We start from the raw sequence: 23,309 nt of genomic DNA, 5'->3' as shown, positions 1-23,309 counted from the left end.
GCCCTCAGAAATTGTGCATGCCGCTTACTGTACCCTCTTTCGGATAGGTGATGTTGTAGCCGACATTGATCTTCATTGTCTCATTCGGCGCCAAGGTTTTCTCCCAGCCGACCACACCCTGGCGCTGCTCCCACATCGCAATGCCCGGCTGCGGCGAGAAGGTTTGCTTGACCTTGATTTCCTCGGAAGCGCTGACCGGCGATGACTCCAGCACCAGCAAATCCACAGGCGTCTTGTGGAAGCTGCTGATCGTGAACACGTCGGCTACCTGATGCTCGCCGCGCTGGGACAGGAAGCCTCGGCTGCCGGATTGCTGGTCGGCTCGGTCCACCGTCACACGTACCAGTTCATCGCGGCCGAAGGACAGCGCCAGCTTGTCCGAACCCTGGGTATTCCAGTTGGTGGCGCCAACATAAGCGCCGTCGCGGAACAGTTGGATATTCCCGTTCAGCCAAACGCCGGATGGGCGCTCTGCTTCCGCCGTGATAACGGCGAATTTTCCCTGGCGCGGCACTACGCGTACGAGCTGCTTGGCGGCGACCTTCATCGTCGACAAGGCCAAGGTGATTTCGCGGCCATCGGAGGCCAGGTTGACGCGGTTTGGCACGGCGAATTCGGTATCGAAGGCACCCTGCGTTTCCAGCACGGGCGGAATGAAATTGTCTTCGCGCGCACGGCGGCCGGAAACCTCCACTGCCATCGGGGCTGGGGCCGGCGGCGCCATCGGCTTCTCCTCCATTACCAATCCATATTTAGCCTGGACCGGTTGCGGCGGGTAATAAGTCAGGCGCTGCGTCAACGGCTCCGGGGCCTGCGGCGACTGGCGCGGCTGGCCAGTGGACAAGCGCATTTCCACACCGCTCCAGTCCTCGCCGGACTTTTGCGCAACCACCGCCATGCGTTCCAGCTCAATGGTGGAGGTAGCGGAATTCAACGTGGCGCGGTAAGTCGGCCTCCAGCCCGCGCGATTGACCTGGTAGGACAGCTTGATGCTGCCCGCCTGCTGCGCAGCGACTGCAATGGTGATGCTGCGCTGGTCGCGTGCGCCGCTGCGCGCCTTTTCCAGTTCGCGCTGCGTGGCCTTGATCTTCTTATCCAGTTCACGAATCTGCACCTGCGTACGCTGAATCTGCGCCAGCGCCTCGCGGCCGCTGCGCTTGATGGTATCCACCGCAGCGCCGAGCGATTTGCCGTCCACCGGCGCTTGCGCGTTCTCGCCGCCATTCAGCTTGGACAGATAATTCTTCACCAGCGCGGACGATTCGACTTCCACGTTCAGCAAGTCTCGGCTGTCTTCCAGCGCCTGAAGCTTGGCCTCCAGCTCCGCCTCACGCGGGCTCACCGCTTCCGCCTGACCCACGTCGCGCGTCACGATTTCACCAACCTGCACGCCGGACGGCGCCTGGATGCGCAGCGTCTGCGCATCGAAATTCGCCGGCAGCCCGGTGATTTCGAGCTCCCTCATGCCCGGCGACACCTGTGCGCTGCGCACCACGGTCGCGATGCCGGAATACAGAGTGACGCGCGTGATCGGCGCGTTGCTGGCGCAGGCAAATCCCTGCAGGGAAAGGCAAAGGGCTACGGCAGTGGCGATACGCGTTGGATTCATGGATGCTCACAGGCGAGAGAAAGCCTGATCTTGCAGCGCCCACGAAATATTGTCAATTTAGGAACGCCAGACCGATGCCAAGGCCTTGAACTTGGTCCAGGCAGACAGCCTCTCATCCGATAGCGCGTCAAGAAAATCGGACAGGCGCTTGGACTTAGCCATCGTGTACACAGTCAATGCGGTCGTGATGACGAACGTCGCGCCAAAAATCCAAGCCCTGCGAGACATTGGCGCATCGGCTTCGGCCAGCAGGTTCATGCCGAGGAAACCGGTCGTGATGGTGCCGATCATGCCGAAGATGGTCACCACGGTCAGGCGCACAACGGTATTGGCCTGGCGCCGCAGGCTGTCCGCATCCAGGTATCCGTTCATGTCGGCGACGCGGGTTTTCACCTCGGCATAGGCACGCTCAATCTCGAGGTGCTGGCCGCACATGCGGAACAGCGCGCGGATTTGCTGCTGGTCCGAGATCTCCGTGAACCAATAGCGGTGCGTGAAACGCAGGAAGCTCTCGAAGGCGTAACGGATGCGGCGCTTGAATGAGCGCACGCTGTCGGCGTCCGTCACCGATAACTCAGTCAGCGCCTCCGCCAGGCGGTCGGAGAACATCAGCAAAGATGCCTTCTGCAAGTGCGCAATCATGAACAGCAGGAAGTGCTGGTGCCGGAACTGCGACAGTACACCGCGCTCCTTGCAGCAGAAGAATTGCGACGATGCGTCGCCCACCACGACCAGCGCATAGCCGCTGCAAATGTAGCGCGTGTAGGGCGCCGCGCCGCCATTGCACCAAAAGCGGTCGTAAAAGAAGCGGCGGTCAACGCCATCGGATTGAACACGCTGCGTATCAGCAGCGGCCACGGAGCCTGCGGAAGCCACAGCGGCCGGCGCGGCCGAGGTGCCGGCCATAGTCCCAAGCGCTGCAAAATCAGCGGAAGACAGCTCGCTTGGCCGGTCAAGCGCAAGGTAAGCCATCATCGGCATGCGGTAGTACTCGACCTGACGGTAACGCAGCGCGGCCGTGGCGCCCGGCGTATCCGGCTCCATTGGCGCCAGCAAGTAGCGCCAGTGCGACGCGATGCGCGGCGCTTGGTGCCGCACCACCTGGTCGATAAAAGCTTGCCGCTCCTGTGCATCCGATTGCTCCAGCAAGCGGCCTTCGGCGTCCAGCCATTCCACGCCTTGCATGCAATGCAGCGCGTTGCCATGTTCGTCCCAACCAGCGGGATAGGCGCGGCCAAAGCGGTACAGCAGGTCCTGCGCTTCATCCAAGGGCAAATCGCTGGCGCCAACCTCCAGCACCAGCAGCACGATGTCGACGTCGAAGAAGAAATGCAGGCAGAGATTATGCACATCCAGCACGCGCGGTGCGGCGCCGGGCTGCGCGGTCACGCGGACCTGGGCGATATCCTTGCGGCGGAAGATGCGGCGCTGGCCCGCGCCAAAGAGAAAGCGCTGCACATAAGGCAGGAAGCTGACGAATTCGGTGTAATAACGCTCCTGGAACGCGGGACTGGCATCCTGCGCCGAGGTGACCTCGCGCCACGGCGTGTCATCACCCAAAAGCTCCCAAGGCCGCGCGTGTGCGCGCTCAGCGCCATCCGGCGGCATCAACCGCAATGGCCATAAAAGAACCTGCCTAACATGCTGGACATGCGGGGATTGGGCGCTCATGCGGCCCAGTATAGCTTAGCCGTCGTTGAGGAGGACTTCGTTCTCGATGCGTGCGCTGCAGGCGCGCACCAGTTGTTTGATGGCCCAGGCGGCCAACTCGTTCGCGTTCATGCCGAAGTGTTTGCGGCCGATCGTTTCCATCAGCGGAATGGAGGCGAACAGCGGCCCGGCTTCGGCCACCGGCATGCTCTGGCGCTCCAGCAGCAGGAATTTGAGCAGCACTTTGACCGCGTATTCCGCATTGCGCTTCGGGTCTGCCGCGAGGAAGTCCAGGCGGCGTCGGGCGCGCGTCAGGGCAGGCGCCACGTCTTCAAACACAACGCCGTGGCCGGGGATGACAGTTTTCACGTCCAGGCTCGCGATCAGGTCCAGCGTGGCGCCGGCTTCTTCAAAGCCGCCGTCGTCTTCCAGCTCAGGGAAGATGACGCCGAAGCCGTTCTGCCACAGGGCGTCGGCCGAAACCAGCACCTTCTCGGACGGGCAGTAGTAAATCATTGAGTGCGCGTGGTGGCCAGGTGCGCCCAGCACTTGCCATTCCAGATCGCCCAGGGTCAGCGTGTCGCCCGACTTCACCACGCCGTCGATCGAAAAACGGTCGCATTGCTGGCCGGTGGCCTTGAAGCTCAGCGCATTCTCGTCCCAGCGCCGCACCTTGTCCGCTTCCGCCTCCGGTATGAAGGTGTCGCAGCCGAAGTGCGACTGCAGCGCGGCATTGCCGCCGCAATGGTCGGAATGCAGGTGGGTGTTGTACAGCCGCTCCAGGCGGCGGCCTTGCAGCGCGTGACGCACCATCTCCAGCGTCTGCTGTTTATGCGTGACATAGCCGCTGTCGATCATGGCAGCGTCGTGGCGGCCCAACAGCAAGACATTGTTCGATGAGAGCCAGCCGCGTTCGAAAACGTGGATGGATGGGTGTAGCTTCATTGCGTCAGTCAAAGTCGATCAGTTGCTCGCGGCGGCGCAGCTCGGCCCATACGGCGCGCTTGTAAGCGTCGTCGGCACGCGACCAGGCGACGATTTCGTCGATGGTGCGCAGGCAACCTTCACAAAAACCCGTATCAGGGTTCATTTTGCACAGGCTGATGCAGGGGGAAGGCACGGGCGTCGCCAGTTCCGGCGCGCCTGGCGGCAGTTCAGTACTCATGGCGACATTTTACCGCAGTGCGGCAAAAGTTCCCGGAATGGCCATATACTGATGGGGCACCAGAACAAAAAGGAGTGGCGAGGAGACAACCCGACCAACCAGCCTGCGAGGTGCAAATGAAGCTCGATCGCCATTGGTTTTCCCGCGCGCTAGGCCAACTGGCGCGCAGCCGCCTGGGCCGCGCAGCCCCTGGCCAGCCGCAATTTATCAGCGGCGAGTTCGCTTGCCGTGCCGGCAGCCGCCACTACAAGCTGTACGTGCCATCTTGTTACGAGGGCCAGCCCATGCCGCTGCTGGTGATGCTGCATGGCTGCCTGCAAGACCCCGACGATTTCGCCGCCGGCACGCAAATGAATGCGGTGGCCGAGGAACGCGGCTGCCTGGTGCTGTACCCGGCGCAAACCCAGGACGCCAACCACACGCGCTGCTGGAACTGGTTCAGCGCCCTGGACCAGGACCGCGGCCAGGGCGAACCGGCCATCATCGCCGCCATGGCGCGTGACGTCATGGCGCGCTACCCGGTTCACCAAAGCCAGGTCTATATCGCCGGATTGTCGGCTGGCGGCGCCATGGCGGTCATCGTCGGTACCCTCTATCCGGACCTGTTCGCAGCGGTCGGCGTGCATTCAGGCCTGCCCTTCGCAGCAGCGCGCGACCTGCCATCGGCGCTGCTGGCCATGCGTGCCGGCGCGGCACGGGCGCAAGCGTCGCTAACAGCCGGCCAGCCCGTGATCGTCTTTCACGGAGACCGGGACCGCACCGTGCACCCCGCCAATGGCGAGGCCGTTCTGGAACAAGGCTTGCGCAGCCACCCGCTAGGCGAGAAGGCCAATCCCGCCACGCTGGCAGGCCAGGTGCCGGATGGCCACGCCTTCACGCTGAAGGCGCATTGGCTGGAAGATGGGTCGCCGCTGGGCGAGCATTGGGTGATCCACGGTGCGGGCCACGCCTGGTCCGGCGGCAGCACCGCCGGCAGTTATACCGATCCGCGAGGGCCGGATGCCAGCCGCGAGATGATGCGTTTTTTCAGCGCCGCGAAAAATGCAGTTTCATCGCCAGCACGCACAGGGCCAGCACCAGGGTGATGCCATTGGCGATGATCACCGGCCAGGCATCGGTCAGCAGGCCATACACCAGCCAAAGAAGGACGCCTAGGCTGAAAATCAGGTACATGCCGGTGGAGATACCGTCGGCATGGCGCTGGCGCCAGACCAACAGGACCTGGGGTACAAAGGCAAAGGTGGTGCAAAAGGCGGCGATAAAGCCGAGCAGGTCGGCATTGGCTGGGGCGGACATCAAGGGGCTTTCAGGTTGGCGAGATGGGCACGCAGGCAATCCGGGCACCAGCAACCGACCGTGCCTGCCCCGGGAACCGGGACCGACGGCGGCTCGAAAGTACACCAGCAAGGTGTTTCGCCCGGCGCCCCGGTCGGCTTTTGGCCGGGCGGCGCATCGGCCATCGCGCAGTGGAACTCGGCGCCGCAACGCTCACAGGTACTCATATCATCATTGCAATCATGCTTGGGAACAGGGCCAGCCTAGCGGATCAAACCGGGAAAGACAACTCGATTAGCCCTATAATGCGCAGCATTGACCTTAAATCTAATTTTCTGGAACTGCCATGACCAACCTGCCCGTCCACGACCCGGATATGTCCACTGACCTGAGCGGCGTTACGCCCCAGATCAAGGCGCAGATCCTGGCCGAGGCACTGCCGTACATCCGTAATTACCACGGCAAAACCATCGTCATCAAATACGGTGGCAATGCAATGACCGAAGAACGCCTGAAGCACGGCTTCGCGCGCGACCTGATCCTGCTGAAACTGGTGGGCATGAACCCGGTCGTGGTGCACGGCGGCGGTCCGCAGATCGACAACGCGCTGAAGAAAATCGGCAAGCAAGGCACTTTCGTTCAGGGCATGCGTATCACCGACGAGGAAACCATGGAAGTGGTTGAGTGGGTGCTGGGCGGCGAAGTTCAGCAGGACATCGTCATGCTGATCAACCACTACGGCGGCCAGGCAGTGGGCCTGACCGGTAAAGACGGTGGCCTGATCCGCGCCAAGAAAATGGCGATGCCGGACAAGGAAAAGCCAGGCCAGTTCCTGGACATCGGCTTCGTCGGCGAGATCGAGGCAATCAACCCGGCCGTGGTGAAAGCCCTGCAGGATGATGCATTTATCCCAATTATTTCCCCGATCGGCTTCGGTAAAGATGGCCAGGCTTACAACATCAATGCCGACGTCGTAGCGGGCAAGATCGCCGAGATCCTGAAAGCTGAAAAGCTGATCATGATGACCAATATCGCCGGCGTGCAGGATAAGAACGGCAACCTGGTCACCGACCTGTCGGCGCGCGAAATCGACGAAATGTTCGCGGATGGCACCATCTCGGGCGGTATGCTGCCGAAAATCTCCTCCGCACTGGACGCGGCCAAGTCGGGCGTGAACACCGTGCACATCATCGACGGGCGAATTGAACACAGCCTGTTGCTGGAAGTCTTGACCGAACAGGCTTTTGGCACTATGATCCGGTCTCACTAAAAATTTTGGCGGTTTTCAACAGCCGCCAAAATCGTGAATGCCCTTGTAGCTCAGTGGTAGAGCACTCCCTTGGTAAGGGAGAGGCCACGTGTTCAATCCACGTCAAGGGCACCATTCTCCTTAGTAGATCCGCTCTACTTTCACGCCACGCTGGCGCAGCAGTTCCGCAACATTCCCCGTTCCAACCAGATGCAGAGTGCCGATAGCGGCAAAGCTGTGCTGTTCTTTTTTCATCATTTCCACGATTCCGTCGGCCAGAACCGGATTGCGTTCATTGAGCAGCACCCGCTTCATGAATTTGCCGGAGAAGGTCTTGTCCTCGTCCACTTCGCGCGCCAGGGCGTCGAATTTGGCGGCATCGGCCGATGCCCATGCATCGATCAGATCGCGCGGCTGCAAGCCCTGTTTCGGGTCTTCGAAGGTATCCAGGCTGTCTTCGAGGAAGCGTGCCTGGTCCTGCGGCGCCATGCGGCCGAACAGCGCGGCCTGGATGGCGAACGATTCCAGTTCCACCACGCGCAGCTTGCGGCCGTGGGCAGTGCGCGCCAATTGCAGGTCGACCCCGAGTTCCGGACGGAAGCCCAGGTTACGGTATTCGCCGATGGTAATCATCATCACGACCAGCCAGGGCTTCATGGGCGCCACCATCTCAGGCGAAATGCCGTGTTTCTTCAGCATGCGCTCCAGGCGCGGGCGGTACTCGGGGCGGATGTCGGTCATGGCGCTTCCGGTTCCTGCCGCATACAGGCCGTATTCGCGCATGACGCCCATTGAGCGGGCCGGGTCGGCGGTCGGATCGATTTCCAGCGCAATCGCGGTGGCCTGCTCCAGCGCCTGCGTGACGCGCGGTTCGAGCGGGTAAAAGTCCGGGGTGCCGACGTGGATGGTGCCGAACAGCCATGACGTATGTCCAGCGTATTCCAGTTTATACAGCGCGCCGCGCGCCGGCGCTGCAGCTTGTGCTGCCGCATTCGCCGGTGCCGCTGCGGGCTGCACCGCGCCGGCGCCAAAGCTCAATCCAAGCAGCAGGCAAAACATCACTATAATCGTGCGTCGCATAGTCTCTCCAAGTAGAACGTGAATATTAAACCTTTGGCACCGGTCTGGCTGTTCGACCTGGATAACACGCTACACAATGCCTCGCACGCAATCTTCCCTGCCATGGTGGTGAAGATGAATGCCTATATGGCGCGCGTGCTGGGTGATGGCGTGACGCCGGCCACGCCGGAAGAAATCAGCGCCACGCGCCTTCGCTACTGGAAGCGCTACGGCGCCACCTTGCTTGGCCTGGTGCGCCACCATGGCGTGGATGCGGCGCACTTCCTGCGTGAGACGCATGACATTCCGGAGCTCGAGGCCATGATCCGCCATGAGCGCGGCCTGGGACAGCTGCTGCGCCGCCTGCCGGGCCGCAAGATCCTGCTGACGAATGCGCCACGCGATTACGCTCGCCGTGTGGTTGGGCATATGGGAATCGGGCGCCATTTCAGCGACCAGATCACCATCGAATCAATGTGGGTGCACCGCAAGTTGCGGCCCAAGCCATCGCGTGTGATGTTGCGTCGGCTGATGCGCAGGGAGAGGTTGGACCCGCGCCGGTGTATCCTTGTCGAAGATACGTTGGATAACCTGCGTTCGGCGCATGCGCTGGGTATGCGCACCGTGTGGGTTACGCAATACCTGCCAAATCCGGGGAAAAAGCCGGCGTGGCTTGATGTCAAAGTAAAATCGGTCAAGAATCTAAAATAAACAGGTCCAAAACTCATGGCAAGTACACCGCCCGGACAGCGCAAGCTGCAAATCCTCCAGGCACTGGCTGAAATGCTGGAGCAACCCAAAGGAGAAAAGATCACCACGGCTGCGCTGGCGCGCAAGCTGGATGTGTCCGAGGCGGCGCTGTACCGCCATTTCGCCAGCAAGGCCCAGATGTTCGAGGGCCTGATTGAATTCATCGAGTCCACCGTGTTCGGCCTGATCAACCAGATCGCCGAGAAACAGGCGGACGGCATGGCCCAGGCACGAGACATCCTGGGCATGCTGCTGCATTTCGCCAGCAGCAATCCGGGCATGACCCGTGTGCTGATCGGCGATGCGCTGGTCAACGAAGATGAGCGCCTGCAACAGCGCATGAACCAGTTCTATGACCGCGTGGAGCTGGCACTGAAACAGGCGCTGCGTGCAGCAGCGGCCGAAGGCCAGGCCCACGAAGCTGACGTCGCTGCCCGTGCCGGGCTGCTGGTCAGCTTTGTGTTGGGTCGCTGGCACCGATACGCCAAGAGCGGCTTCAAGTCGAATCCTTCGCAGGACGCCGCCGTACAGATTGCATTGCTGCTGAATTGAACTGCTTGTCCTTTGCTTTGCTGGACGACGCAAGCGTCGATCCAGCCACCGGCGCTGGCCGTACCTCCCGCCTCTACACCGGCCATCACTCCACCCTCGCCTGCAGCGATTTCGCTGGCTGGCCGTCGGTGCTGGCCGGGATGGAGCAGGCCCTCGCACGCGGGCTGCATGCAGTGCCGGTCCTCAGCTATGAATTGGGCCACCACATCGTGGGCGTGGCGCCGCGCGCCGTTTCGCCAGAGGCGCCGCCACTGGCGCAGGTGCTGCTGTTCGAGCGCTGCGACGAACTGTCGCAAACCGAAGTTGCAGACTGGCTGGCAGCGCAAGCCACAGCGGGCGCCGAGAACGCTGGTCCCGCTGGCGTGGCCGGCATCCGCGCCAACGTCACCGAAGCGCAGTTCGTCGACGCCATCCAGCGCATCCGCGACTACATCGCCGCCGGCGACACCTACCAGGTCAACTACACCTACCGCCTGCACTTTGACGCATTCGGCTCGCCATTCGCGCTCTACCAGCGCCTGCGCGCCCGCCAGCCCGTGCCCTACGGCGCCTTGATCGGTTTCGACGACGGCCGCGCCGTGCTGTCGTTGTCGCCCGAGCTGTTCGTGCGCAAGGACGGCGACATGCTGACCGCGCGCCCGATGAAGGGCACCGCGCCCGCAGCGGACGATGACGCTGAAAATACCCGCCGCGCCGCAGCCCTGGCAGCCGACCCGAAGAACCGCGCCGAAAACCTGATGATCGTCGACCTGTTGCGCAACGACATCGGCCGCGTGGCCGCCACCGGCAGCGTCGAAGTGCCGAAGCTGTTCGAAGTCACCCGCTTCAGCAGCGTGCTGCAAATGACCTCCACCGTGCAGGCCAAACTGCGCGAAGGCGCGACCTTGCAGGACATCTTCACCGCCCTTTACCCCTGCGGGTCCATCACCGGCGCGCCGAAAAAGCGCACGATGGAAATCATCGCAGAACTGGAGATCGAACCGCGCGGCATCTACACCGGCGCCATCGGCTGGTTCGCACCTGACGGCGACTTTTGCCTGAACGTCCCGATCCGCACACTTGCGCTGCAAGCGCCGCAAAACGGCATCCGCAAAGGCGTGATGGGTGTCGGCGCCGGCATTGTCTACGACAGCGAACCGCACGACGAATTTGCCGAATGCCAGCTGAAAGCCCGTTTCCTGACCGGCCTGACGAACGATTTCGAACTATTCGAAACCATGTACGCCACCAGCGAAACCGGACCGCGCCACCTGGACCGCCACCTGCAGCGTCTTGGGAAGTCCGCCCGCTATTTCGGTTTCGCCTGGGATGAAGCGGCCGCCCGCGCCTGCCTCGCACTGGCTTGCCAGGCCCTGCCCGCCAGCCAGCCACACCGCCTGCGCCTGGCAATGAACAACGCCGGCGCCTTCGCCGTGCAGGCCGGCGTGCTGACGCCTTTGCAAGAACCCGTGCGCGTGCAGCTGGCCGACGAAGCCACCGACAGCAGCGACCTTTTCCTGCGCCACAAATCCACCGTCCGCGAACGTTATGACGCGGCGTGGAAAGCCGCCGACGCACAAGGAGCCTTCGACAAGCTGTTCTTCAATGAACGGGAAGAACTGACGGAAGGAGGCCGCAGCAATGTCTTCATCCGCAAGGATGGGCTGTGGATAACGCCGCCTTTATCTACAGGTATTTTGCCGGGTGTGATGCGCGCAGTGATGATGGAAGCCTGGGGCGCCCAGGAAAGCGTGATTACTCGCGAAATGTTGCTCGCCTCGGAGGAAATCGTCGTGTGCAATTCCCTGCGCGGCGCGCTGCGTGCCGTGCTGGTGGCTGGCGCTCAAGCGGCGTAGCAGCGCAACGCATTCCGGCCAGCCTTCTTGGCCTCGTACATTGCGGTATCTGCCTGTTTTATCAGCACGTCCGGCTCCACCGGATGGGCGCCGAACAAGGTCAGTCCCAGGCTGCCGGAACAATTCCACTCCAAATCATCCAGCTGGAAAGTGGCGGACAGTGCAGCCAGTACCTTGGCGCCAACGGCTTCCGCTTGCTGGTACGCAGTTCCCGCTTGCGCATCCAGCGCTTCCAGCACCAGCACGAACTCGTCGCCGCCCAACCGCGCCACCGTGTCGCCGGCGCGCACACTATCCTGCAATCGCTGCGCCACCTGCTGAAGCAAGCGGTCGCCGTATTCATGGCCGTGGTTGTCGTTGAGCGCCTTGAATTTATCAAGGTCGATGAAACACAGCGCCCCATGCCGCTTGCTGCGATTGCTGGCGTACAGCGCCTGCTGCAGGCGGTCCATCAGCAAGCGCCGGTTCGGCAGGCCGGTCAGCGCATCGAAATAAGCCAGGCGCCGCACCAGCTCCTCGCGCGCCTTGCGCTCCGAGTTATCGACAAACATGTGCACGTAATGCGTTACTTCGCCGGCCAGCCCACGCACCGCAGTGATGGACGTGAGCACCGGGCATGCGCTGCCGTCCTTGCGGCGCAATTCGATTTCGCCTTCCCAGGTATCGTGCTGCCCGATAGCCACCGCAATTGCCGCCATCAGCGCCGGTTCTCCCGGCACTGAGTACAGGCGTTGCGGCGTATCGCCCGCTAGTTCGGCCAGGGTATAGCCGCTGAGCGTGGCCAGTGCCCGATTGACCCGCAGGATGCGGCCCGCTGCGTCGCTGACCAGCAATCCTTCCTTGGTGTCGAAGGCAATCGCCGCCACCCGCGATTCCTCGGCCGCGCGCCGGCGGTCCGTCACGTCGGCGGTGTAGCCGTACCACAGCACGCTGCCGTCGGGCTGGCGCTCCGGCACTGCGCTGTTTTGCAGCCAGCGGTCTGCGCTCTCCTCCTGCTGGACGCGAAATTCAAATTGCCATGGCGCCAGCGTACGCACCGATTCCATCATCGATTCCCTTGCGGCGGCTCGGTCGTCCGGATGCAGCTTCTCCAATACGGGCGCGGCATCGTCGCGTACACATTCCGGGTCCGTGCCATACAGGCCGTGCATCGCATTGCTGGCATATGGAAAACTGAGCCTGCCATCGGCCTGGCGCCGGAAAACGTGCACCATGCCCGGCACCATGCGGGCTATTTTGTCCAGGCGGTCGAACGACTCTTGCACCTGGCGCGCTGCCTCGCGCTTCTGCGCGTCGGCTTCCTGCAGGTCGTGCTGCATTTGTCCCAGCCAACCCAGCACGCTTTCCTGTTTGCGCGCCGCCAGCACGCGGCCAAAGCGGCCTTCCGCCAGGTCCAGCATGACTTCATAGATCTCGCCAACCGTCCCGCCCAGCGTGCGGCGCGCTGCAAAGTAGAGCTCTACCAGCATGGACATGCACAGCACGCCGAGAACTGCCACAATCAGACGCCAGGTCCGCGCGCTGGCCTGGGCCCCGCCGACGGCCTCGCGCGTGCGCCCGTCGACCGCAATGAACGCCGAATCGATCGACTGCATGATTTCCTGCTTTGCGCCGTCGTAACGCTCGCCGAACAGGGCTGCCCACGCTTTCTCTTTCTGGCCGCTTGCTGCAAGGTCCATAGCTTCGTATTCCACCGCGCTCAGCTCGTCGGATTTGCGTTTGGCGACCTGCAGCAGGTTCAATTCGGCGTCATTGAAGCCGGCCTGGCGCATGCGCTCGACCAGGGGCGTACGGTCGTTGCTGAAGGAGCGCGGCCGGTTGCCATCCGCGGTCACCAGGTCCCAATAGACGCCATCATAGCGCTCGGGGCGCGCCTGCTTGCCTTCGCGGATGGCCAGCACTTCATCATAGTAACGGCGATAGTGCGCCTTGCCGGTGGCAGCCTGTGAACGCGCCAGGCTGGTCAGGTCTTGCGAGGAAAAGCGCAGTTCGTTCATCAATCGCAAAGATTGCTCGCGCTGCACATTGATTTCATCGACGCGCAGTTCCTGCAACGAGTAGGCAACGAATGACGCCACCAGCGCTGCCAGCATGACCATCAACGCTGCGGAGCGCACAAAGAAAGGGTTTTCGGGTAATGCCGGCAATCGTTTCATGACGGGCAGGAGGATAGGTTTCGCTCGATCATACGCCAAGCCCTGCCCTCAAAACCCGCCTTGAGTCGTTTCCGCAACAATGATTAAGTGACTACAAATCTATCACCATCTCAAAGCCGCCGTAGATCAGGCGCTTGCCATCGAATGGCATCCCGGCAGGATCCATCATCTCCTTCATGCGCGGGTCGGCCATGACTTTCTCATTGCATGAATCGCGTACTTCCTTCGAGGGATAGATAATCCACGAGAAGACGACCACTTCGCCATCTTCCAGCTTTACTGCTTGCGGGAAGGAAGTATGGACGCCGACTTTCACATCATCAGCGACCGTCTCGCGATATTCAATTGCGCCAAATTCGCGCCACACTTTGGCGCAATTGCGCGACATTTCCAAGTACGCATCCATGTTCTTTTTGGGAACCGGCACGACGAATCCATCGACATAAGCCATGGCAACCTCCAGTTGGAAAAGGAGCTACCAGCTTATGCCGCACGATTGCCCGTGACAAGGAAAGCGCGACGATAAGCGCCCGGCGTGGTGGCCGCTATGCGCCTGAAATGATGGCGCAGCGACTCTTCCGAGCCAAAACCAGCCCGCTCGGCCACCTGGGCCAACGCGATATCGGGCGACTCCAGCAAATCCTTCGCGATCGCCACTCGCTCACGCACCAGCCACTCAACCGGCCCCATGCCGGTAGCGTCCTGGAATTGCCGCTGCAGAGTGCGCGGGCTCATGGCCGCACGCTGAGCCATGCTGGCCACCGTGTGCGCTTCCGCCGGATGGCTGCGCAACCAGTCCATCAAGCGCGACAACCTGCCCTGCTCATCATGCGCCATGGGACGCGGCAGGAACTGCGCCTGGCCACCTTCGCGGTGCGGCGCAACCACCAGCCGCTGCGCCACCATATTGCCGACCCGCGCGCCGTAATCGCGCCGCACCAGGTGCAGCAGCATATCCAGTCCCGCCGCAGAACCGGCCGAGGTAATAATTTGCCCTTCATCGACGTACAAGTCATCCGCCAGAACCTGCACGCGCGGATAACGCTGCTGCAAGCGGTCGACGTAGCGCCAGTGCGTGGTGGTGCGCAGGCCGTCCAGGACTCCGGCAGCGGCCAGCACAAACACACCGGAGCAGATGGTGCAAAACCGGGCGCCGCGCGCATGGGCGGCACGGATCTGGGCCAGGAGGGCTGGCGGCGGCTCCTCGTCCGCATCGCGCCAGCCGGGAATGATGATGGTGTCCGCCCGCTCCAGCAGGGAGGGATCGTAAGGCGCCTGCACCGTGATACCGCCCGACGCACGGATCGGGCCCGGTTCAACGGCGCAGACGGAAAAGTCATACCACTCCACGCCCAGTTCCGGGCGCTCCAGGGCAAACATTTCGACCGTGCAGCCAAATTCAAAGGTGCACAGGCCGTCGTAGGCCAGCGCTACGACCAGGTGTTTTTTCGCGCTCATGGCGCAATCTTAATGCATTATGGCATTCGCGCCACTGCCGGGCGTGACGGCGGCGGCCGACAATGGAGCCACTTTCAACCGCTACAGGAGAATTGAGATGCCATCCATCGTGACCGAAGTCGCCGCCGCCCCAAGTGCCGAAGCTCTCGCCCACTTCGACGATTCGCTGCGTTTTGAGACGGATTGCTGGGATGTCCACAGCGTGATGGGCACCGCCGGGCAGGATTTCGTGCTGCTGGATGTGCGCGGAACGGAAAAATACTCAGCCGGCCACGTGCCAGGCGCGGTCGACCTGGCGCAGCGCAAGATCATCGGTTCCAAACTTGAGGAGTACCCGCAGGACACCCTGTTCGTCACCTACTGCGCCGGACCGCACTGCAACGGCGCGGCCCGCGCAGCGATCCGCCTGGCTAAACTGGGCCGGCCGGTGAAAATCATGACCGGCGGGATTACCGGCTGGCTGGACGAAGGCTTTAGCCTCGCCCAGGCTTAATCAGCCGCCGAGTGCCTTCTCGAGCGCTTCAACCAGGGCCTTGTCGTCCGGCTTGACCTTGCTCGGGAAGCTCTCGACCACATTGCCTTTGCGGTCGATCAGGTACTTATGGAAGTTCCAGGCCGGCGTCTTGCCGGTCGCCTTGATCAGCTTCGCGTAGAACGGGTTCGGCGCGTCGCCCGACACCACCGATTTGGCGAACATCGGGAATTTCACGCCATAGGTGTTGTAGCAGAGGTCCGCGATCTCCTTGCTGCTGCCCGGCTCCTGCTTGCCGAAATCATTCGACGGGAAGCCCAGCACGACCAATCCTTTTCCGGAATATTTCGCATACACTTCTTCCAGTCCTTTGTATTGCGGGGTGTAGCCGCAATAACTGGCCGTATTGACGACCAGGATCACTTTGCCGGCGTACTGGCACAGGTCCTGCGGTGCATCGTCCTGCAGGCGGTTGAAGGATTGTTTCAGGATAGCGGGGCAGTTGGTAGCCGGCGCGTTGGCGGCGGCGGCAACTGCAGGTTGCGCGGCAGGCGCCTGTGCGAAGGCAGCGGCGGCGCTCAGGCTCAGCGCGGATAGCGCGGCAAATTTGGTGAGGATAGATGGCATGGGTAGTCTCTTCCGTTTCATTCGGTTTTCCGATTGTATGACAATTGCAGGCTGCACGTTGGCGCTGGCCGCCGCCGCACAAGCCGCTGCTGCGCCAGCGCCGCTACCGGCGATGAAAACGCAGCAAGTATCGATTTCCGGCCTGTCGTCGGGCGCCTTCATGGCCGTGCAATACGAGGTCGCCTACTCGGGCAGCCTGGTTGGCGCGGGCATCATCGCCGGCGGCAGCTATTACTGCGCGCAAGGCAGCATGATGGCCGCCATTGGCAGCTGCAAAGGCGCCGACGTCGCTGAACTGGCAGCGCTGACCCGCAAGCGCGCCGAGGCCGGCCAGGTTGACCCAATCTCGAAACTCGCCGCGCACCGGGTGTGGATGTTCTCCGGCACCCTCGACAAGCTGGTGCCGTCCACTTCGATGGCCGACCTGGCGAAATACTATGCCGCCTTCATCCCCGCCGCCCAAGTGGAATACAAGAGCGACCTGGCCGCCGGCCACGCCATGCCGACCGACAGCTTCGGCAACAAGTGCGATGCACTCGCCACGCCCTTCATCAGCAACTGCGGTTTCGATGCCGCCGGCAACCTGCTGCAATGGATTTACGGCCCGCTGAAAGCGCGCGGCGACAATGAAGCTCCTGCCGGTAAGCTACAGGAGTTCGACCAGTCGGAGTTCCTGCCCTCACCCACCTCGCACGGCATGGCCAACACCGGCTATGTCTACATCCCGCCTGGCTGCGAAGCCGGCGGCGCGGGCTGCAAGCTGCACATTGCACTGCATGGCTGCATGCAGGACATCGGCAATCTCAAGGACACCTACGCGCGCCACGCCGGCTACAACGCCTGGGCCGATACCAACAAGATCGTGGTGCTCTACCCGCAAGCGGCGGCGCTTAGCCCGATGCCGAATCCAAAAGCGTGCTGGGACTGGTGGGGTTACGACGACCAGGAATATTCCGTGAAAAACGGCCGCCAGCTGCGCGCCATCAAACGGATGACTGACCGCCTGACGGGAGCGTAACCCGGAAGCAGGCGCCATGTTCGCCGTTCGGCAGGCATTCGACCTCGCCGCCGTGGCGGCGGGCGATCTGGCGCACCAGCGACAGGCCCAGGCCAACGCTGCCGGCTTTTTCCGACGCGCCGGGGAGGCGGTAGAAGGGCTCGAATATCCGTTCACGCTCCGCCACCGGCACGCCGGGGCCACGGTCGCAGACTTCGAGCATGGTGCCGTTTAGCGTGCTGGCCAGCACCACGCTGACGCCTGCATCACCACCATGGCGCCGCGCATTCTCCAGCAGGTTGCGCACCATGCGCCGCAGCAGCGTGGCGTCGCCAGTCAGCACGCCCGCCACGCCATCAAGGGCCGCGCCTACGCGCGCGCACTCCTCGGCGACGATGCCCGTAAAGTCGACCTCTTCCCTCGCGCCACCGTTCAAAGGCACGGCATCCAGGCGGCTTGCCAGCAGCACTTCGTCGATCAACTGGTCCAGCTCTGAGATATTGCGCCCCAATTCCTGACGTATCGCGGGGCTGGCCGCATCCTGCAGCAGCTCTACCGCCATCCGGATGCGGGCCAGCGGCGAGCGCAATTCGTGTGAAGCATTGGCCAGCAGGGACTTCTGCGCGCAGACCAGCGCCTCGATGCGCTCCGCTGAATCATTGAAGCTGCCAGCCAGCTGCGCCACCTCATCCCGGCCCTCCAACTGCACGCGTGCGGCCAAGTCGCCCCGCCCCCAGGCCTGCACGCTGGCCTGCAGGCGCTCAAGCCGGCGCGTTATGCGCCTTACGACGGGATAAGCACCCGCAGCAATCACGATCGCAATCATCACCAGCAGCACAATCACGGCCATCGTGGCGTTGCGCGGCATATGCTTCGGCGGCGCGAACCAGAAATGGATATAGCCGAACAGCAGGACCGCCAGCACGATGCAGGCAATCAGCGTCGCGTAGATGCGCACGTACATGCGGTGAGCGAAATCAGGCATCCTGAACCTTAGCAAAGACATAGCCTGCGCCGCGCACGGTGATGATGCGGCGCGGCGACTTGGGATCGTCCTCGATGATGGCGCGCAGGCGGCCCACGTGCACGTCAATCGATCGGTCAAATGGCTCCAGCGCACCGCCATTCAGTGCTTCGAGCAGCTGCTCGCGCGACAGCACACGTCCCGCGCGCTGGGCAAAGGCCAACAACAAATCGAACTGGTAAGCGGTCAGAGGCCGTTCGTCGCCATCCACACGCACAACACGCGCGCCGGGATTGATTTCAAGCCGACCGAAACGCAGCGGCGGCTCGGCGGCTTCCTCAGAGGTATCGGCGAGCGTTGGACGGCGTAGCAAGGCCCGCAGCCGCGCCAGCAACTCGCGCGGTTCGAAAGGCTTAGGCAGGTAGTCGTCCGCGCCAAGTTCCAGGCCAACGACGCGGTCGAGCGGATCCCCCTTGGCCGTCAGCATCAGCACCGGCAAGCTGCGTAAGGGCAGCGACATGGCGCGCAGGCGGCGACATACCTCCAATCCATCGACGTCCGGCAGCATCAAATCCAGGATAAGGACGGAATAATGCCCCGGCGCTGCCTGCGCCAGCTTATCCAGCCCAACCTGCGCGGTTTCTGCATGCTCCACGCGCAGGCCATTCTGGGCCAGGTAGGTTTCGACCATCGCCGCCAGGCGCTGGTCATCATCGATGATGAGGACAAGGGGTTGGGACATGGTCAAGACTATAACTTAATGGCTCCCCGTATGGCTTCCCATGTGGCTGGTCGCCATCATATGCAGGGCGCCGTTGAACTTTGCGCGCTGGTCCGGCGAGAGGACTTCGGCGGCATCCATCGCGGCGGCCAGCACACGGCGCGACATCTGGTCCATCTTCTTCACGTGGTCAGCACGCAGGTTTTCCAGTTCGGCGCGGTCGATCGAAGGCTGCGCAAGTAGCTTGGTCATAGCCTCATGCCCATCCTGCAGTTGTTGGTGGATCGGCTTGACATCGTTGAAGCAGGCCTTGGCGATTTCGGTCACGCGCGATTTTTGCGCCGCCGTGCCGGCCGGCAGGATGTGCTCCACCATCATTTCAATGTGCTTATCCGCTTGCGCCGCGTCCATCGTCCACGGACTGTGGCCAGCGCCGTGGCCTCGCTCATGGCCGGAACCTGCGGCGAAGGCGCTGCCGCCAAGTGCAGCGACGGCGGTGGCGATTGCAATCCAGGTCTTCTTCATGACATCTCCTTTCGGGTTAGTGGGTTTGGCCACTTTAGGGAGGAGGCATGTCGCTTCTATGCGCGCTGCGTAAAGTTTTGTAAATCTGCGACAAATGTAAGGGTTTGTAATGACCGTCAACACATTGATGAGTGATCCCGTTTTCAGCTCAGTGACACAGGAAACAGTGCGCTACACAAGATCAACTAACAGTGAGGATTTAAAAATGAAAAAAGTCATCGCAACCATGATCGTCGGTCTGTTCGCAAGCGCCGCATTCGCACAACAAACTCCTGCCCCGGCTGCACCAGCTGTCCCGGAAGTAAAGGCTGAAGTAAAGGCTGAAGTTAAAGCTGAAGTAAAACAAGAAGTACAGAAACCTGCCGCTGAAAAGAAATAACTAATTAGCTAAACGATTTATACACTTTCACTCGAGGACACCATGAAAAACATTATCGCTACCCTGATCACCGGCCTGTTCGCTACCGCTGCTTTCGCAATCACCCCAGCTGCTCCTGTAGCCGCCCAAGCAGCAACCGCAGCTCCTGCAGCCGCAGCTGCAGCCTCCAGCAGCAGCGCCAAGGCTGAAGCCAAGGTAGAGGCGAAAGTAGAGAAGAAGACCGAGCACAAGAAAGCAGTAAAGGCCACCGAAACCAAGGCCGAAACCAAAACCGAAGTGAAGGCGAGCCCGGCCCCGACCACGGCCGCGGCGCCTGCACCGGCTCCAGCTGCTAAGTAATCACCGATTTATCGTAACCAACCACGAAAACTAAAGGACATACACCATGAAAAAGACCATCGCTACCCTGATCGCCGGCCTGTTCGCTACCGCTGCTTTCGCAACCACTCCTGCAGCTCCAGCCACCCCTGCGCCAGCAGCAACTCCTGCAGCCGCAGCTGCGGTCAACAGCACCAGCGCAAAGGCTGAAGCCAAGGTAGCGGCCAAAACCGAAGTTAAGCCCGATGCCAAGACCGAAGTGAAAGCCGAAGCCAAGACCGATGTGAAGACCGAGCCGAAAGTAGAGAAGAAGGCCGTGCACAAGGTCGCGCACAAGAAAGCTGAAAAGCCAGCTGAAACTCCGGCAGCGGCAGCCGCGCCAGCACCAGCTGCCGCTCCCGCCGCCAAGTAATAGCTTGCTAACCGCGCAGCGCCCGCTGCGCTGCGCGGTATCCCCACCAGGACGCTTCTTCAAACACGGAGAAGCCGCTCAAGTCAGAATGGGCAAACAGCACCGGCCCATCCATCTCTCGCAATGCCTTCAAGCCCGCATCATTGCGGAATCCCGGTACCGGCACCGCCATCGCATGACCGCGCAGCGTAATGTCGACACGCTCCACGCAACGCTCGAACTGCGCCCCGTAAGCTGCCTTCAGGTCGATGCTCGCCAGCGCCAGCAACTCATCGCCATTCGCCTCCGTCATCCACTTGCGCGCCTCGCGCGGATCGCGGTCCGCCAGCGCCATATAGCTGGTAAAGACGGTTTTTTCAGGCGGCGCCACGCGAATATCCTGGTGGGTTGAGACCACATAACCCAAGCCCTTCGTGTTATGCACAACGTTGTCCCACGACAGCGGAGCGTCTGGCAGCTCCTGTGGAAAACGCTTCATTAGAAAATTCGCCACCATCCAGGGCGCGTGAATCTGCCTGTGGACATCCGGCATGTTTTCCACAACCCTCGCCGCAACATGCAGTGGCATCGCAGAAATGACTCGCCGCGCGTGGACGGTGAACGTACGCGGTACGCCGAGTTCGAGTGCAAAGCAAAGCACTTCCACCCCGCCGCCGGCCAACGTCCGCACCTTCACAGCGCTGCCTGCCAAACGCTTTGGCTGCGCCAGATTCTCCATGCCGCTTGCCAGTGCCTGCAAACCATTCGGCCAAGTCAGCCAGGCACCCTGCTCCGCATTCTCTGCCTCGCCGCCGCGCCCGCTGAAGTAATGCAGCCCGGCCCACGCCGACACCGCATCAATTCCCGCGCCATAATCATCGCGGCAGCAATACCCCAGATACCAGAGCAAGGAAGGCGACCGGTACCCGTTCTGCGCCACCCAGGCGCCAAAGCTCATGCCATCCAGGCGCGCCGCTTCGGCGTCGTTCGAGGAATGCTCGCTTGGGAACGTGAAGCGGCGCTTGCCGTCCGCCCCGACCGCGCTGCGCAAGGCTTCCACCTGTGCGAAGAAGCGCTTGTGCTCCGCCAACTCCGCATGCGGCAGGCCCTCATGCGGCAAGATGCCCTCCTGCCATTTGCCATCAAACAGCAGACGCTCTTCCGGCCCATGCAATACGAAGCGCTCATCGTAGTAAGGCTTGCGCGAATCTGCGCCGCGCTGGATCACGCCAAGGTCCGCCAGGATTTCGCGCACATGAAAGCATTCCTGCGTCGGCAGCGGCAAGTAGTGCGCACCGGTCGGAAATGCCAGTTCTCCAAAGCTGCCCCCAGCCGCGTTCCCATAAGGCTCCGGCCCATCGAGCATCAAGAAATCAGCATGCCCTTCTTTGCGCAGTTTCCAGGCCGCAGTCAGAGCCGCGACGCCGGAACCAAGGATCAGCACACCGGTCGACAAAGCTTGCGAAGGCGCCGGCAAAGGTTTGCGGTCACGCAGGAAGTGCCCCTCCTCGCGACCCGGCGCAATCACGGTCGGTGTGACTTCCTGCCAATGCAAATAGCCCGCCACACTGGCCGCAGCGGTCGCGCCGCTGGCGGCGGCCCAGGCCAGGAAAGAACGGCGCAGCATCAGCGGATCACCCGACGCCAGTCCTGCTCGAATTCATGCACCAGCGATTGGGTGTTGAGCCGGTTCGGCGCCATCGGCAGTGGCTTCATATCCGGCGGAAAGGCGAACATTTCCTTTGTCGTTTCCGCGTTCAGGAAGCGCATCGGCAATTGATACGATTCCGGCGGCCGGTAATCCATCTGCGGCGACGCCATGATGAAGCCCCATTCGCCGAACGAAGGCACATACAAGTGGTACGGCCAGGTACGCATACCCACCTCGCGCAAAGTGGCATCAACAGTCCAATAGGCATGCGGTGCAAAGAACGGCGATGTGGCCTGGATGACGACAAGTCCATTCGCGGCAACGTGCTTCTTCAGCATCCCGTAGAACGGCACCGAATACAGCTTGCCCAGCGCGAAACTGGAAGGATCGGGGAAATCGACAATCGCGGCATCGAACATGTCCGCATTCTGCTGCAGCCAGATGGCCGCATCGGCATTCACTACATGTACACGCTTGTCGCGGAAGGATCCCTTATTCAACGCCACCAGCTCGTCGCGCTGGGTGAAGGCCGCCGTCATGGCCGGGTCCAGGTCGACCAGTGTAACGTGTTCCACCTGTGGATAACGCAGGACTTCGCGCAGCGCAAGCCCGTCGCCGCCGCCCAGGATCAGCACGCGCTTCGCCCAAGGCAGCGCGCCCATCACCGGATGCACCAGCGCCTCGTGATAACGGTACTCGTCGCGCGAAGAAAACTGCAGGTTGCCGTTGATATACAGGCGCAGGTCATCCTTCCACTTGGTGATGACGAGGCGCTGGTACGGCGTAGTGGTCGAATACACGATCTCGTCGCCAAACAAGCCATGCTCGCCCCAGCTGGTCAGTCGGTCGGCGGCGCCGAAACCGATCACCAGCGCCAGCATCACCGCGCTGGCGCGGAGCAAACGCCCCGCCACATTCGCAAGCTCTGTGCGAAAAACGTAAATTGTCCACAGGGCCACCGCGATATTCAGCATCCCGAACAGGAAACCGGTGCGCACCAGCCCAAGCTGCGGCGCCAGCACCAGCGGGAAGAGCAGCGACACCGCAAGCGCCCCAAGGTAGTCGAATGTCAGCACCCGGCTCACCAGCTCACTGAACTCCGTCTGCCGCGAATTCAGCGCGCGCATCACAAGCGGAATCTCCATGCCGACAAGTGCCCCGACCAGGAACACCATCACGTATAGCAAAGTGTGGAAAGGCGCGGAAGCCCAGGCAAAGGTCATGAACAACAGCGCCGCCGATACGCCGCCAATCAAGCCCACCGCCAGCTCGATGTCGACAAAGCGTGCCAGCACATCGTCGTCCTTCACATATTTCGAGAAATGCGCGCCTACGCCCATGGCAAACAGGTAGCAGCCGATAATGGTGGAGAACTGCAGCACCGAGTCGCCGAGCAGGTAACTTGAAAGCGCACCGGCAATCAATTCATAGGCAAGTCCGCATGACGCGACGACGAAGACTGAAACAATAAGAATCTTTTTGGTCATTTGGCCGCTTATGCTCTAA

At 61.9% G+C, this 23,309-nt stretch carries 26 protein-coding genes and 1 tRNA gene; 11 read left to right on the top strand and 16 right to left on the bottom strand.

Going from position 1 to position 23,309, the window contains the following annotated elements; translation table 11 throughout:
- Nucleotides 1–4: 4 nt before the first annotated feature.
- From AC1RTP_RS08715 to AC1RTP_RS08700, 4 genes are read right to left on the bottom strand one after another with little or no spacing between them, the layout of a single operon-like run.
- Entirely contained in the window at nt 5–1,609 is a 1,605-nt protein-coding gene (locus tag AC1RTP_RS08715) for a DUF4139 domain-containing protein (RefSeq protein ID WP_498606485.1), read from the bottom strand.
- Between the two features lie 57 nt (nt 1,610–1,666).
- A complete protein-coding gene (locus tag AC1RTP_RS08710; RefSeq protein ID WP_498606482.1) occupies nt 1,667–3,280 on the bottom strand; it encodes a hypothetical protein in 1,614 nt (537 codons plus the stop codon).
- A gap of 15 nt (nt 3,281–3,295) precedes the next feature.
- The gene (locus tag AC1RTP_RS08705; protein WP_498606478.1) at nt 3,296–4,204 is read right to left on the bottom strand and encodes an MBL fold metallo-hydrolase; all 909 of its coding nucleotides are present in this window, start codon (nt 4,202–4,204) and stop codon (nt 3,296–3,298) included.
- A gap of 4 nt (nt 4,205–4,208) precedes the next feature.
- Nucleotides 4,209–4,424 (bottom strand): DUF1289 domain-containing protein, encoded by a 216-nt coding sequence (locus AC1RTP_RS08700; RefSeq protein WP_498606475.1) that lies wholly within the window; start codon nt 4,422–4,424, stop codon nt 4,209–4,211.
- 116 nt (nt 4,425–4,540) lie between these two features.
- Between AC1RTP_RS08700 and AC1RTP_RS08695 the strand changes: the two genes are divergently transcribed.
- The gene (locus AC1RTP_RS08695) at nt 4,541–5,509 is read left to right on the top strand and encodes an extracellular catalytic domain type 1 short-chain-length polyhydroxyalkanoate depolymerase (protein ID WP_498606472.1); all 969 of its coding nucleotides are present in this window, start codon (nt 4,541–4,543) and stop codon (nt 5,507–5,509) included.
- Here AC1RTP_RS08695 and AC1RTP_RS08690 read toward each other — a convergent pair.
- Nucleotides 5,451–5,720, bottom strand: a complete 270-nt coding sequence (locus tag AC1RTP_RS08690; RefSeq protein ID WP_498606470.1) for a SemiSWEET transporter — start codon at nt 5,718–5,720, stop codon at nt 5,451–5,453. The two genes, AC1RTP_RS08695 and AC1RTP_RS08690, sit on opposite strands and share 59 nt — an antisense overlap.
- Nucleotides 5,720–5,926 (bottom strand): cysteine-rich CWC family protein, encoded by a 207-nt coding sequence (locus AC1RTP_RS08685; RefSeq protein WP_498606468.1) that lies wholly within the window; start codon nt 5,924–5,926, stop codon nt 5,720–5,722. Before AC1RTP_RS08685 ends, AC1RTP_RS08690 begins: the two co-directional genes overlap by 1 nt.
- 149 nt (nt 5,927–6,075) lie before the next feature.
- Here AC1RTP_RS08685 and argB point away from each other — a divergent pair, with 149 nt between their 5' ends.
- Together argB and AC1RTP_RS08675 are read left to right on the top strand one after the other, a co-directional pair.
- Complete coding sequence (argB, locus tag AC1RTP_RS08680) at nt 6,076–6,969, top strand: acetylglutamate kinase (protein WP_498607147.1); 894 nt, start codon at nt 6,076–6,078, stop codon at nt 6,967–6,969.
- Between the two features lie 39 nt (nt 6,970–7,008).
- Nucleotides 7,009–7,083, top strand: a tRNA-Thr gene (locus AC1RTP_RS08675).
- Between the two features lie 6 nt (nt 7,084–7,089).
- On the opposite strand, the gene AC1RTP_RS08670 is transcribed toward AC1RTP_RS08675, so the two are convergent.
- Nucleotides 7,090–8,028, bottom strand: a complete 939-nt coding sequence (locus AC1RTP_RS08670; protein WP_498606466.1) for a TraB/GumN family protein — start codon at nt 8,026–8,028, stop codon at nt 7,090–7,092.
- 18 nt (nt 8,029–8,046) lie between these two features.
- Between AC1RTP_RS08670 and AC1RTP_RS08665 the strand changes: the two genes are divergently transcribed.
- From AC1RTP_RS08665 to pabB, 3 genes are read left to right on the top strand one after another with little or no spacing between them, the layout of a single operon-like run.
- Nucleotides 8,047–8,718, top strand: coding sequence for a pyrimidine 5'-nucleotidase (locus AC1RTP_RS08665; RefSeq protein WP_498606463.1), 672 nt, complete (start codon nt 8,047–8,049; stop codon nt 8,716–8,718).
- A gap of 15 nt (nt 8,719–8,733) precedes the next feature.
- Nucleotides 8,734–9,309: a nucleoid occlusion factor SlmA gene (gene slmA / locus AC1RTP_RS08660; protein ID WP_498606461.1), complete on the top strand. Its 576-nt coding sequence runs from the start codon at nt 8,734–8,736 to the stop codon at nt 9,307–9,309.
- A complete protein-coding gene (pabB, locus tag AC1RTP_RS08655; RefSeq protein WP_498606459.1) occupies nt 9,306–11,144 on the top strand; it encodes an aminodeoxychorismate synthase component I in 1,839 nt (612 codons plus the stop codon). The genes slmA and pabB overlap by 4 nt, the downstream gene beginning before the upstream one ends.
- Here the strand turns inward: pabB and AC1RTP_RS08650 are convergent.
- The 3 genes from AC1RTP_RS08650 to ftrA form a co-directional block, all read right to left on the bottom strand.
- Nucleotides 11,132–13,300, bottom strand: a complete 2,169-nt coding sequence (locus AC1RTP_RS08650) for a diguanylate cyclase domain-containing protein (RefSeq protein ID WP_498606457.1) — start codon at nt 13,298–13,300, stop codon at nt 11,132–11,134. The two genes, pabB and AC1RTP_RS08650, sit on opposite strands and share 13 nt — an antisense overlap.
- Before the next feature lie 91 nt (nt 13,301–13,391).
- A complete protein-coding gene (locus AC1RTP_RS08645) occupies nt 13,392–13,751 on the bottom strand; it encodes a DUF1428 domain-containing protein (protein ID WP_498606454.1) in 360 nt (119 codons plus the stop codon).
- 32 nt (nt 13,752–13,783) lie between these two features.
- Nucleotides 13,784–14,758: a transcriptional regulator FtrA gene (gene ftrA, locus AC1RTP_RS08640; RefSeq protein ID WP_498606452.1), complete on the bottom strand. Its 975-nt coding sequence runs from the start codon at nt 14,756–14,758 to the stop codon at nt 13,784–13,786.
- Between the two features lie 97 nt (nt 14,759–14,855).
- Here ftrA and AC1RTP_RS08635 point away from each other — a divergent pair, with 97 nt between their 5' ends.
- Complete coding sequence (locus AC1RTP_RS08635; RefSeq protein WP_498607145.1) at nt 14,856–15,251, top strand: rhodanese-like domain-containing protein; 396 nt, start codon at nt 14,856–14,858, stop codon at nt 15,249–15,251.
- Here AC1RTP_RS08635 and AC1RTP_RS08630 read toward each other — a convergent pair whose 3' ends face one another.
- Entirely contained in the window at nt 15,252–15,857 is a 606-nt protein-coding gene (locus AC1RTP_RS08630; protein WP_498606450.1) for a glutathione peroxidase, read from the bottom strand.
- A gap of 37 nt (nt 15,858–15,894) precedes the next feature.
- On the opposite strand from AC1RTP_RS08630, the gene AC1RTP_RS08625 reads away from it, so the two are divergent.
- Nucleotides 15,895–16,875: an extracellular catalytic domain type 2 short-chain-length polyhydroxyalkanoate depolymerase gene (locus AC1RTP_RS08625; protein ID WP_498606448.1), complete on the top strand. Its 981-nt coding sequence runs from the start codon at nt 15,895–15,897 to the stop codon at nt 16,873–16,875.
- On the opposite strand, the gene AC1RTP_RS08620 is transcribed toward AC1RTP_RS08625, so the two are convergent.
- From AC1RTP_RS08620 to AC1RTP_RS08610, 3 genes are read right to left on the bottom strand one after another with little or no spacing between them, the layout of a single operon-like run.
- On the bottom strand, nt 16,841–17,839 hold the full coding sequence (locus AC1RTP_RS08620) for a sensor histidine kinase (RefSeq protein WP_498606447.1): 999 nt from the start codon (nt 17,837–17,839) through the stop codon (nt 16,841–16,843). The genes AC1RTP_RS08625 and AC1RTP_RS08620 overlap by 35 nt on opposite strands.
- Nucleotides 17,832–18,560: a response regulator gene (locus tag AC1RTP_RS08615; protein ID WP_498606444.1), complete on the bottom strand. Its 729-nt coding sequence runs from the start codon at nt 18,558–18,560 to the stop codon at nt 17,832–17,834. Before AC1RTP_RS08615 ends, AC1RTP_RS08620 begins: the two co-directional genes overlap by 8 nt.
- A gap of 15 nt (nt 18,561–18,575) precedes the next feature.
- The gene (locus tag AC1RTP_RS08610) at nt 18,576–19,064 is read right to left on the bottom strand and encodes a Spy/CpxP family protein refolding chaperone (RefSeq protein WP_498606442.1); all 489 of its coding nucleotides are present in this window, start codon (nt 19,062–19,064) and stop codon (nt 18,576–18,578) included.
- Nucleotides 19,065–19,269: 205 nt separating this feature from the next.
- Here AC1RTP_RS08610 and AC1RTP_RS08605 point away from each other — a divergent pair, with 205 nt between their 5' ends.
- From AC1RTP_RS08605 to AC1RTP_RS08595, 3 genes are read left to right on the top strand one after another with little or no spacing between them, the layout of a single operon-like run.
- Nucleotides 19,270–19,443: a hypothetical protein gene (locus AC1RTP_RS08605; RefSeq protein ID WP_498606440.1), complete on the top strand. Its 174-nt coding sequence runs from the start codon at nt 19,270–19,272 to the stop codon at nt 19,441–19,443.
- Nucleotides 19,444–19,485: 42 nt separating this feature from the next.
- Nucleotides 19,486–19,782, top strand: a complete 297-nt coding sequence (locus tag AC1RTP_RS08600; protein ID WP_498606437.1) for a hypothetical protein — start codon at nt 19,486–19,488, stop codon at nt 19,780–19,782.
- A 46-nt stretch (nt 19,783–19,828) separates the two neighbouring features.
- On the top strand, nt 19,829–20,173 hold the full coding sequence (locus tag AC1RTP_RS08595; protein WP_498606434.1) for a hypothetical protein: 345 nt from the start codon (nt 19,829–19,831) through the stop codon (nt 20,171–20,173).
- Nucleotides 20,174–20,180: 7 nt separating this feature from the next.
- Here AC1RTP_RS08595 and AC1RTP_RS08590 read toward each other — a convergent pair whose 3' ends face one another.
- Together AC1RTP_RS08590 and AC1RTP_RS08585 are read right to left on the bottom strand one after the other, a co-directional pair.
- Nucleotides 20,181–21,779: an NAD(P)-binding protein gene (locus AC1RTP_RS08590; protein WP_498606430.1), complete on the bottom strand. Its 1,599-nt coding sequence runs from the start codon at nt 21,777–21,779 to the stop codon at nt 20,181–20,183.
- Nucleotides 21,779–23,290: a polyamine aminopropyltransferase gene (locus tag AC1RTP_RS08585; RefSeq protein WP_498606427.1), complete on the bottom strand. Its 1,512-nt coding sequence runs from the start codon at nt 23,288–23,290 to the stop codon at nt 21,779–21,781. Before AC1RTP_RS08585 ends, AC1RTP_RS08590 begins: the two co-directional genes overlap by 1 nt.
- Between the last annotated feature and the right edge of the window lie 19 nt (nt 23,291–23,309).

The organism is Pseudoduganella sp. GW821-FHT11H04 (assembly GCF_058807935.1).
The sequence above is the reverse complement of the archived record's forward strand: the minus strand, read 5'-3'. Positions and strand labels throughout refer to the sequence as shown.

What these genes read in the sequence shown, in the direction of transcription:
- AC1RTP_RS08715 (WP_498606485.1), bottom strand. Translation starts at nt 1,609, where the DNA reads ATGAATCCAACGCGTATCGCCACTGCCGTAGCCCTTTGCCTTTCCCTG.
- AC1RTP_RS08685 (WP_498606468.1), bottom strand. Translation starts at nt 5,926, where the DNA reads ATGAGTACCTGTGAGCGTTGCGGCGCCGAGTTCCACTGCGCGATGGCC.
- ftrA (WP_498606452.1), bottom strand. Translation starts at nt 14,758, where the DNA reads ATGAGCGCGAAAAAACACCTGGTCGTAGCGCTGGCCTACGACGGCCTG.
- AC1RTP_RS08690 (WP_498606470.1), bottom strand. Translation starts at nt 5,720, where the DNA reads ATGTCCGCCCCAGCCAATGCCGACCTGCTCGGCTTTATCGCCGCCTTT.
- AC1RTP_RS08710 (WP_498606482.1), bottom strand. Translation starts at nt 3,280, where the DNA reads ATGAGCGCCCAATCCCCGCATGTCCAGCATGTTAGGCAGGTTCTTTTA.
- AC1RTP_RS08585 (WP_498606427.1), bottom strand. Translation starts at nt 23,290, where the DNA reads ATGACCAAAAAGATTCTTATTGTTTCAGTCTTCGTCGTCGCGTCATGC.
- AC1RTP_RS08645 (WP_498606454.1), bottom strand. Translation starts at nt 13,751, where the DNA reads ATGGCTTATGTCGATGGATTCGTCGTGCCGGTTCCCAAAAAGAACATG.
- AC1RTP_RS08635 (WP_498607145.1), top strand. Translation starts at nt 14,856, where the DNA reads ATGCCATCCATCGTGACCGAAGTCGCCGCCGCCCCAAGTGCCGAAGCT.
- AC1RTP_RS08695 (WP_498606472.1), top strand. Translation starts at nt 4,541, where the DNA reads ATGAAGCTCGATCGCCATTGGTTTTCCCGCGCGCTAGGCCAACTGGCG.
- AC1RTP_RS08705 (WP_498606478.1), bottom strand. Translation starts at nt 4,204, where the DNA reads ATGAAGCTACACCCATCCATCCACGTTTTCGAACGCGGCTGGCTCTCA.
- AC1RTP_RS08625 (WP_498606448.1), top strand. Translation starts at nt 15,895, where the DNA reads ATGACAATTGCAGGCTGCACGTTGGCGCTGGCCGCCGCCGCACAAGCC.
- AC1RTP_RS08700 (WP_498606475.1), bottom strand. Translation starts at nt 4,424, where the DNA reads ATGAGTACTGAACTGCCGCCAGGCGCGCCGGAACTGGCGACGCCCGTG.
- AC1RTP_RS08615 (WP_498606444.1), bottom strand. Translation starts at nt 18,560, where the DNA reads ATGTCCCAACCCCTTGTCCTCATCATCGATGATGACCAGCGCCTGGCG.
- slmA (WP_498606461.1), top strand. Translation starts at nt 8,734, where the DNA reads ATGGCAAGTACACCGCCCGGACAGCGCAAGCTGCAAATCCTCCAGGCA.
- AC1RTP_RS08600 (WP_498606437.1), top strand. Translation starts at nt 19,486, where the DNA reads ATGAAAAACATTATCGCTACCCTGATCACCGGCCTGTTCGCTACCGCT.
- AC1RTP_RS08630 (WP_498606450.1), bottom strand. Translation starts at nt 15,857, where the DNA reads ATGCCATCTATCCTCACCAAATTTGCCGCGCTATCCGCGCTGAGCCTG.
- argB (WP_498607147.1), top strand. Translation starts at nt 6,076, where the DNA reads ATGTCCACTGACCTGAGCGGCGTTACGCCCCAGATCAAGGCGCAGATC.
- AC1RTP_RS08650 (WP_498606457.1), bottom strand. Translation starts at nt 13,300, where the DNA reads ATGAAACGATTGCCGGCATTACCCGAAAACCCTTTCTTTGTGCGCTCC.
- AC1RTP_RS08670 (WP_498606466.1), bottom strand. Translation starts at nt 8,028, where the DNA reads ATGCGACGCACGATTATAGTGATGTTTTGCCTGCTGCTTGGATTGAGC.
- AC1RTP_RS08610 (WP_498606442.1), bottom strand. Translation starts at nt 19,064, where the DNA reads ATGAAGAAGACCTGGATTGCAATCGCCACCGCCGTCGCTGCACTTGGC.
- AC1RTP_RS08590 (WP_498606430.1), bottom strand. Translation starts at nt 21,779, where the DNA reads ATGCTGCGCCGTTCTTTCCTGGCCTGGGCCGCCGCCAGCGGCGCGACC.
- AC1RTP_RS08595 (WP_498606434.1), top strand. Translation starts at nt 19,829, where the DNA reads ATGAAAAAGACCATCGCTACCCTGATCGCCGGCCTGTTCGCTACCGCT.
- AC1RTP_RS08620 (WP_498606447.1), bottom strand. Translation starts at nt 17,839, where the DNA reads ATGCCTGATTTCGCTCACCGCATGTACGTGCGCATCTACGCGACGCTG.
- AC1RTP_RS08605 (WP_498606440.1), top strand. Translation starts at nt 19,270, where the DNA reads ATGAAAAAAGTCATCGCAACCATGATCGTCGGTCTGTTCGCAAGCGCC.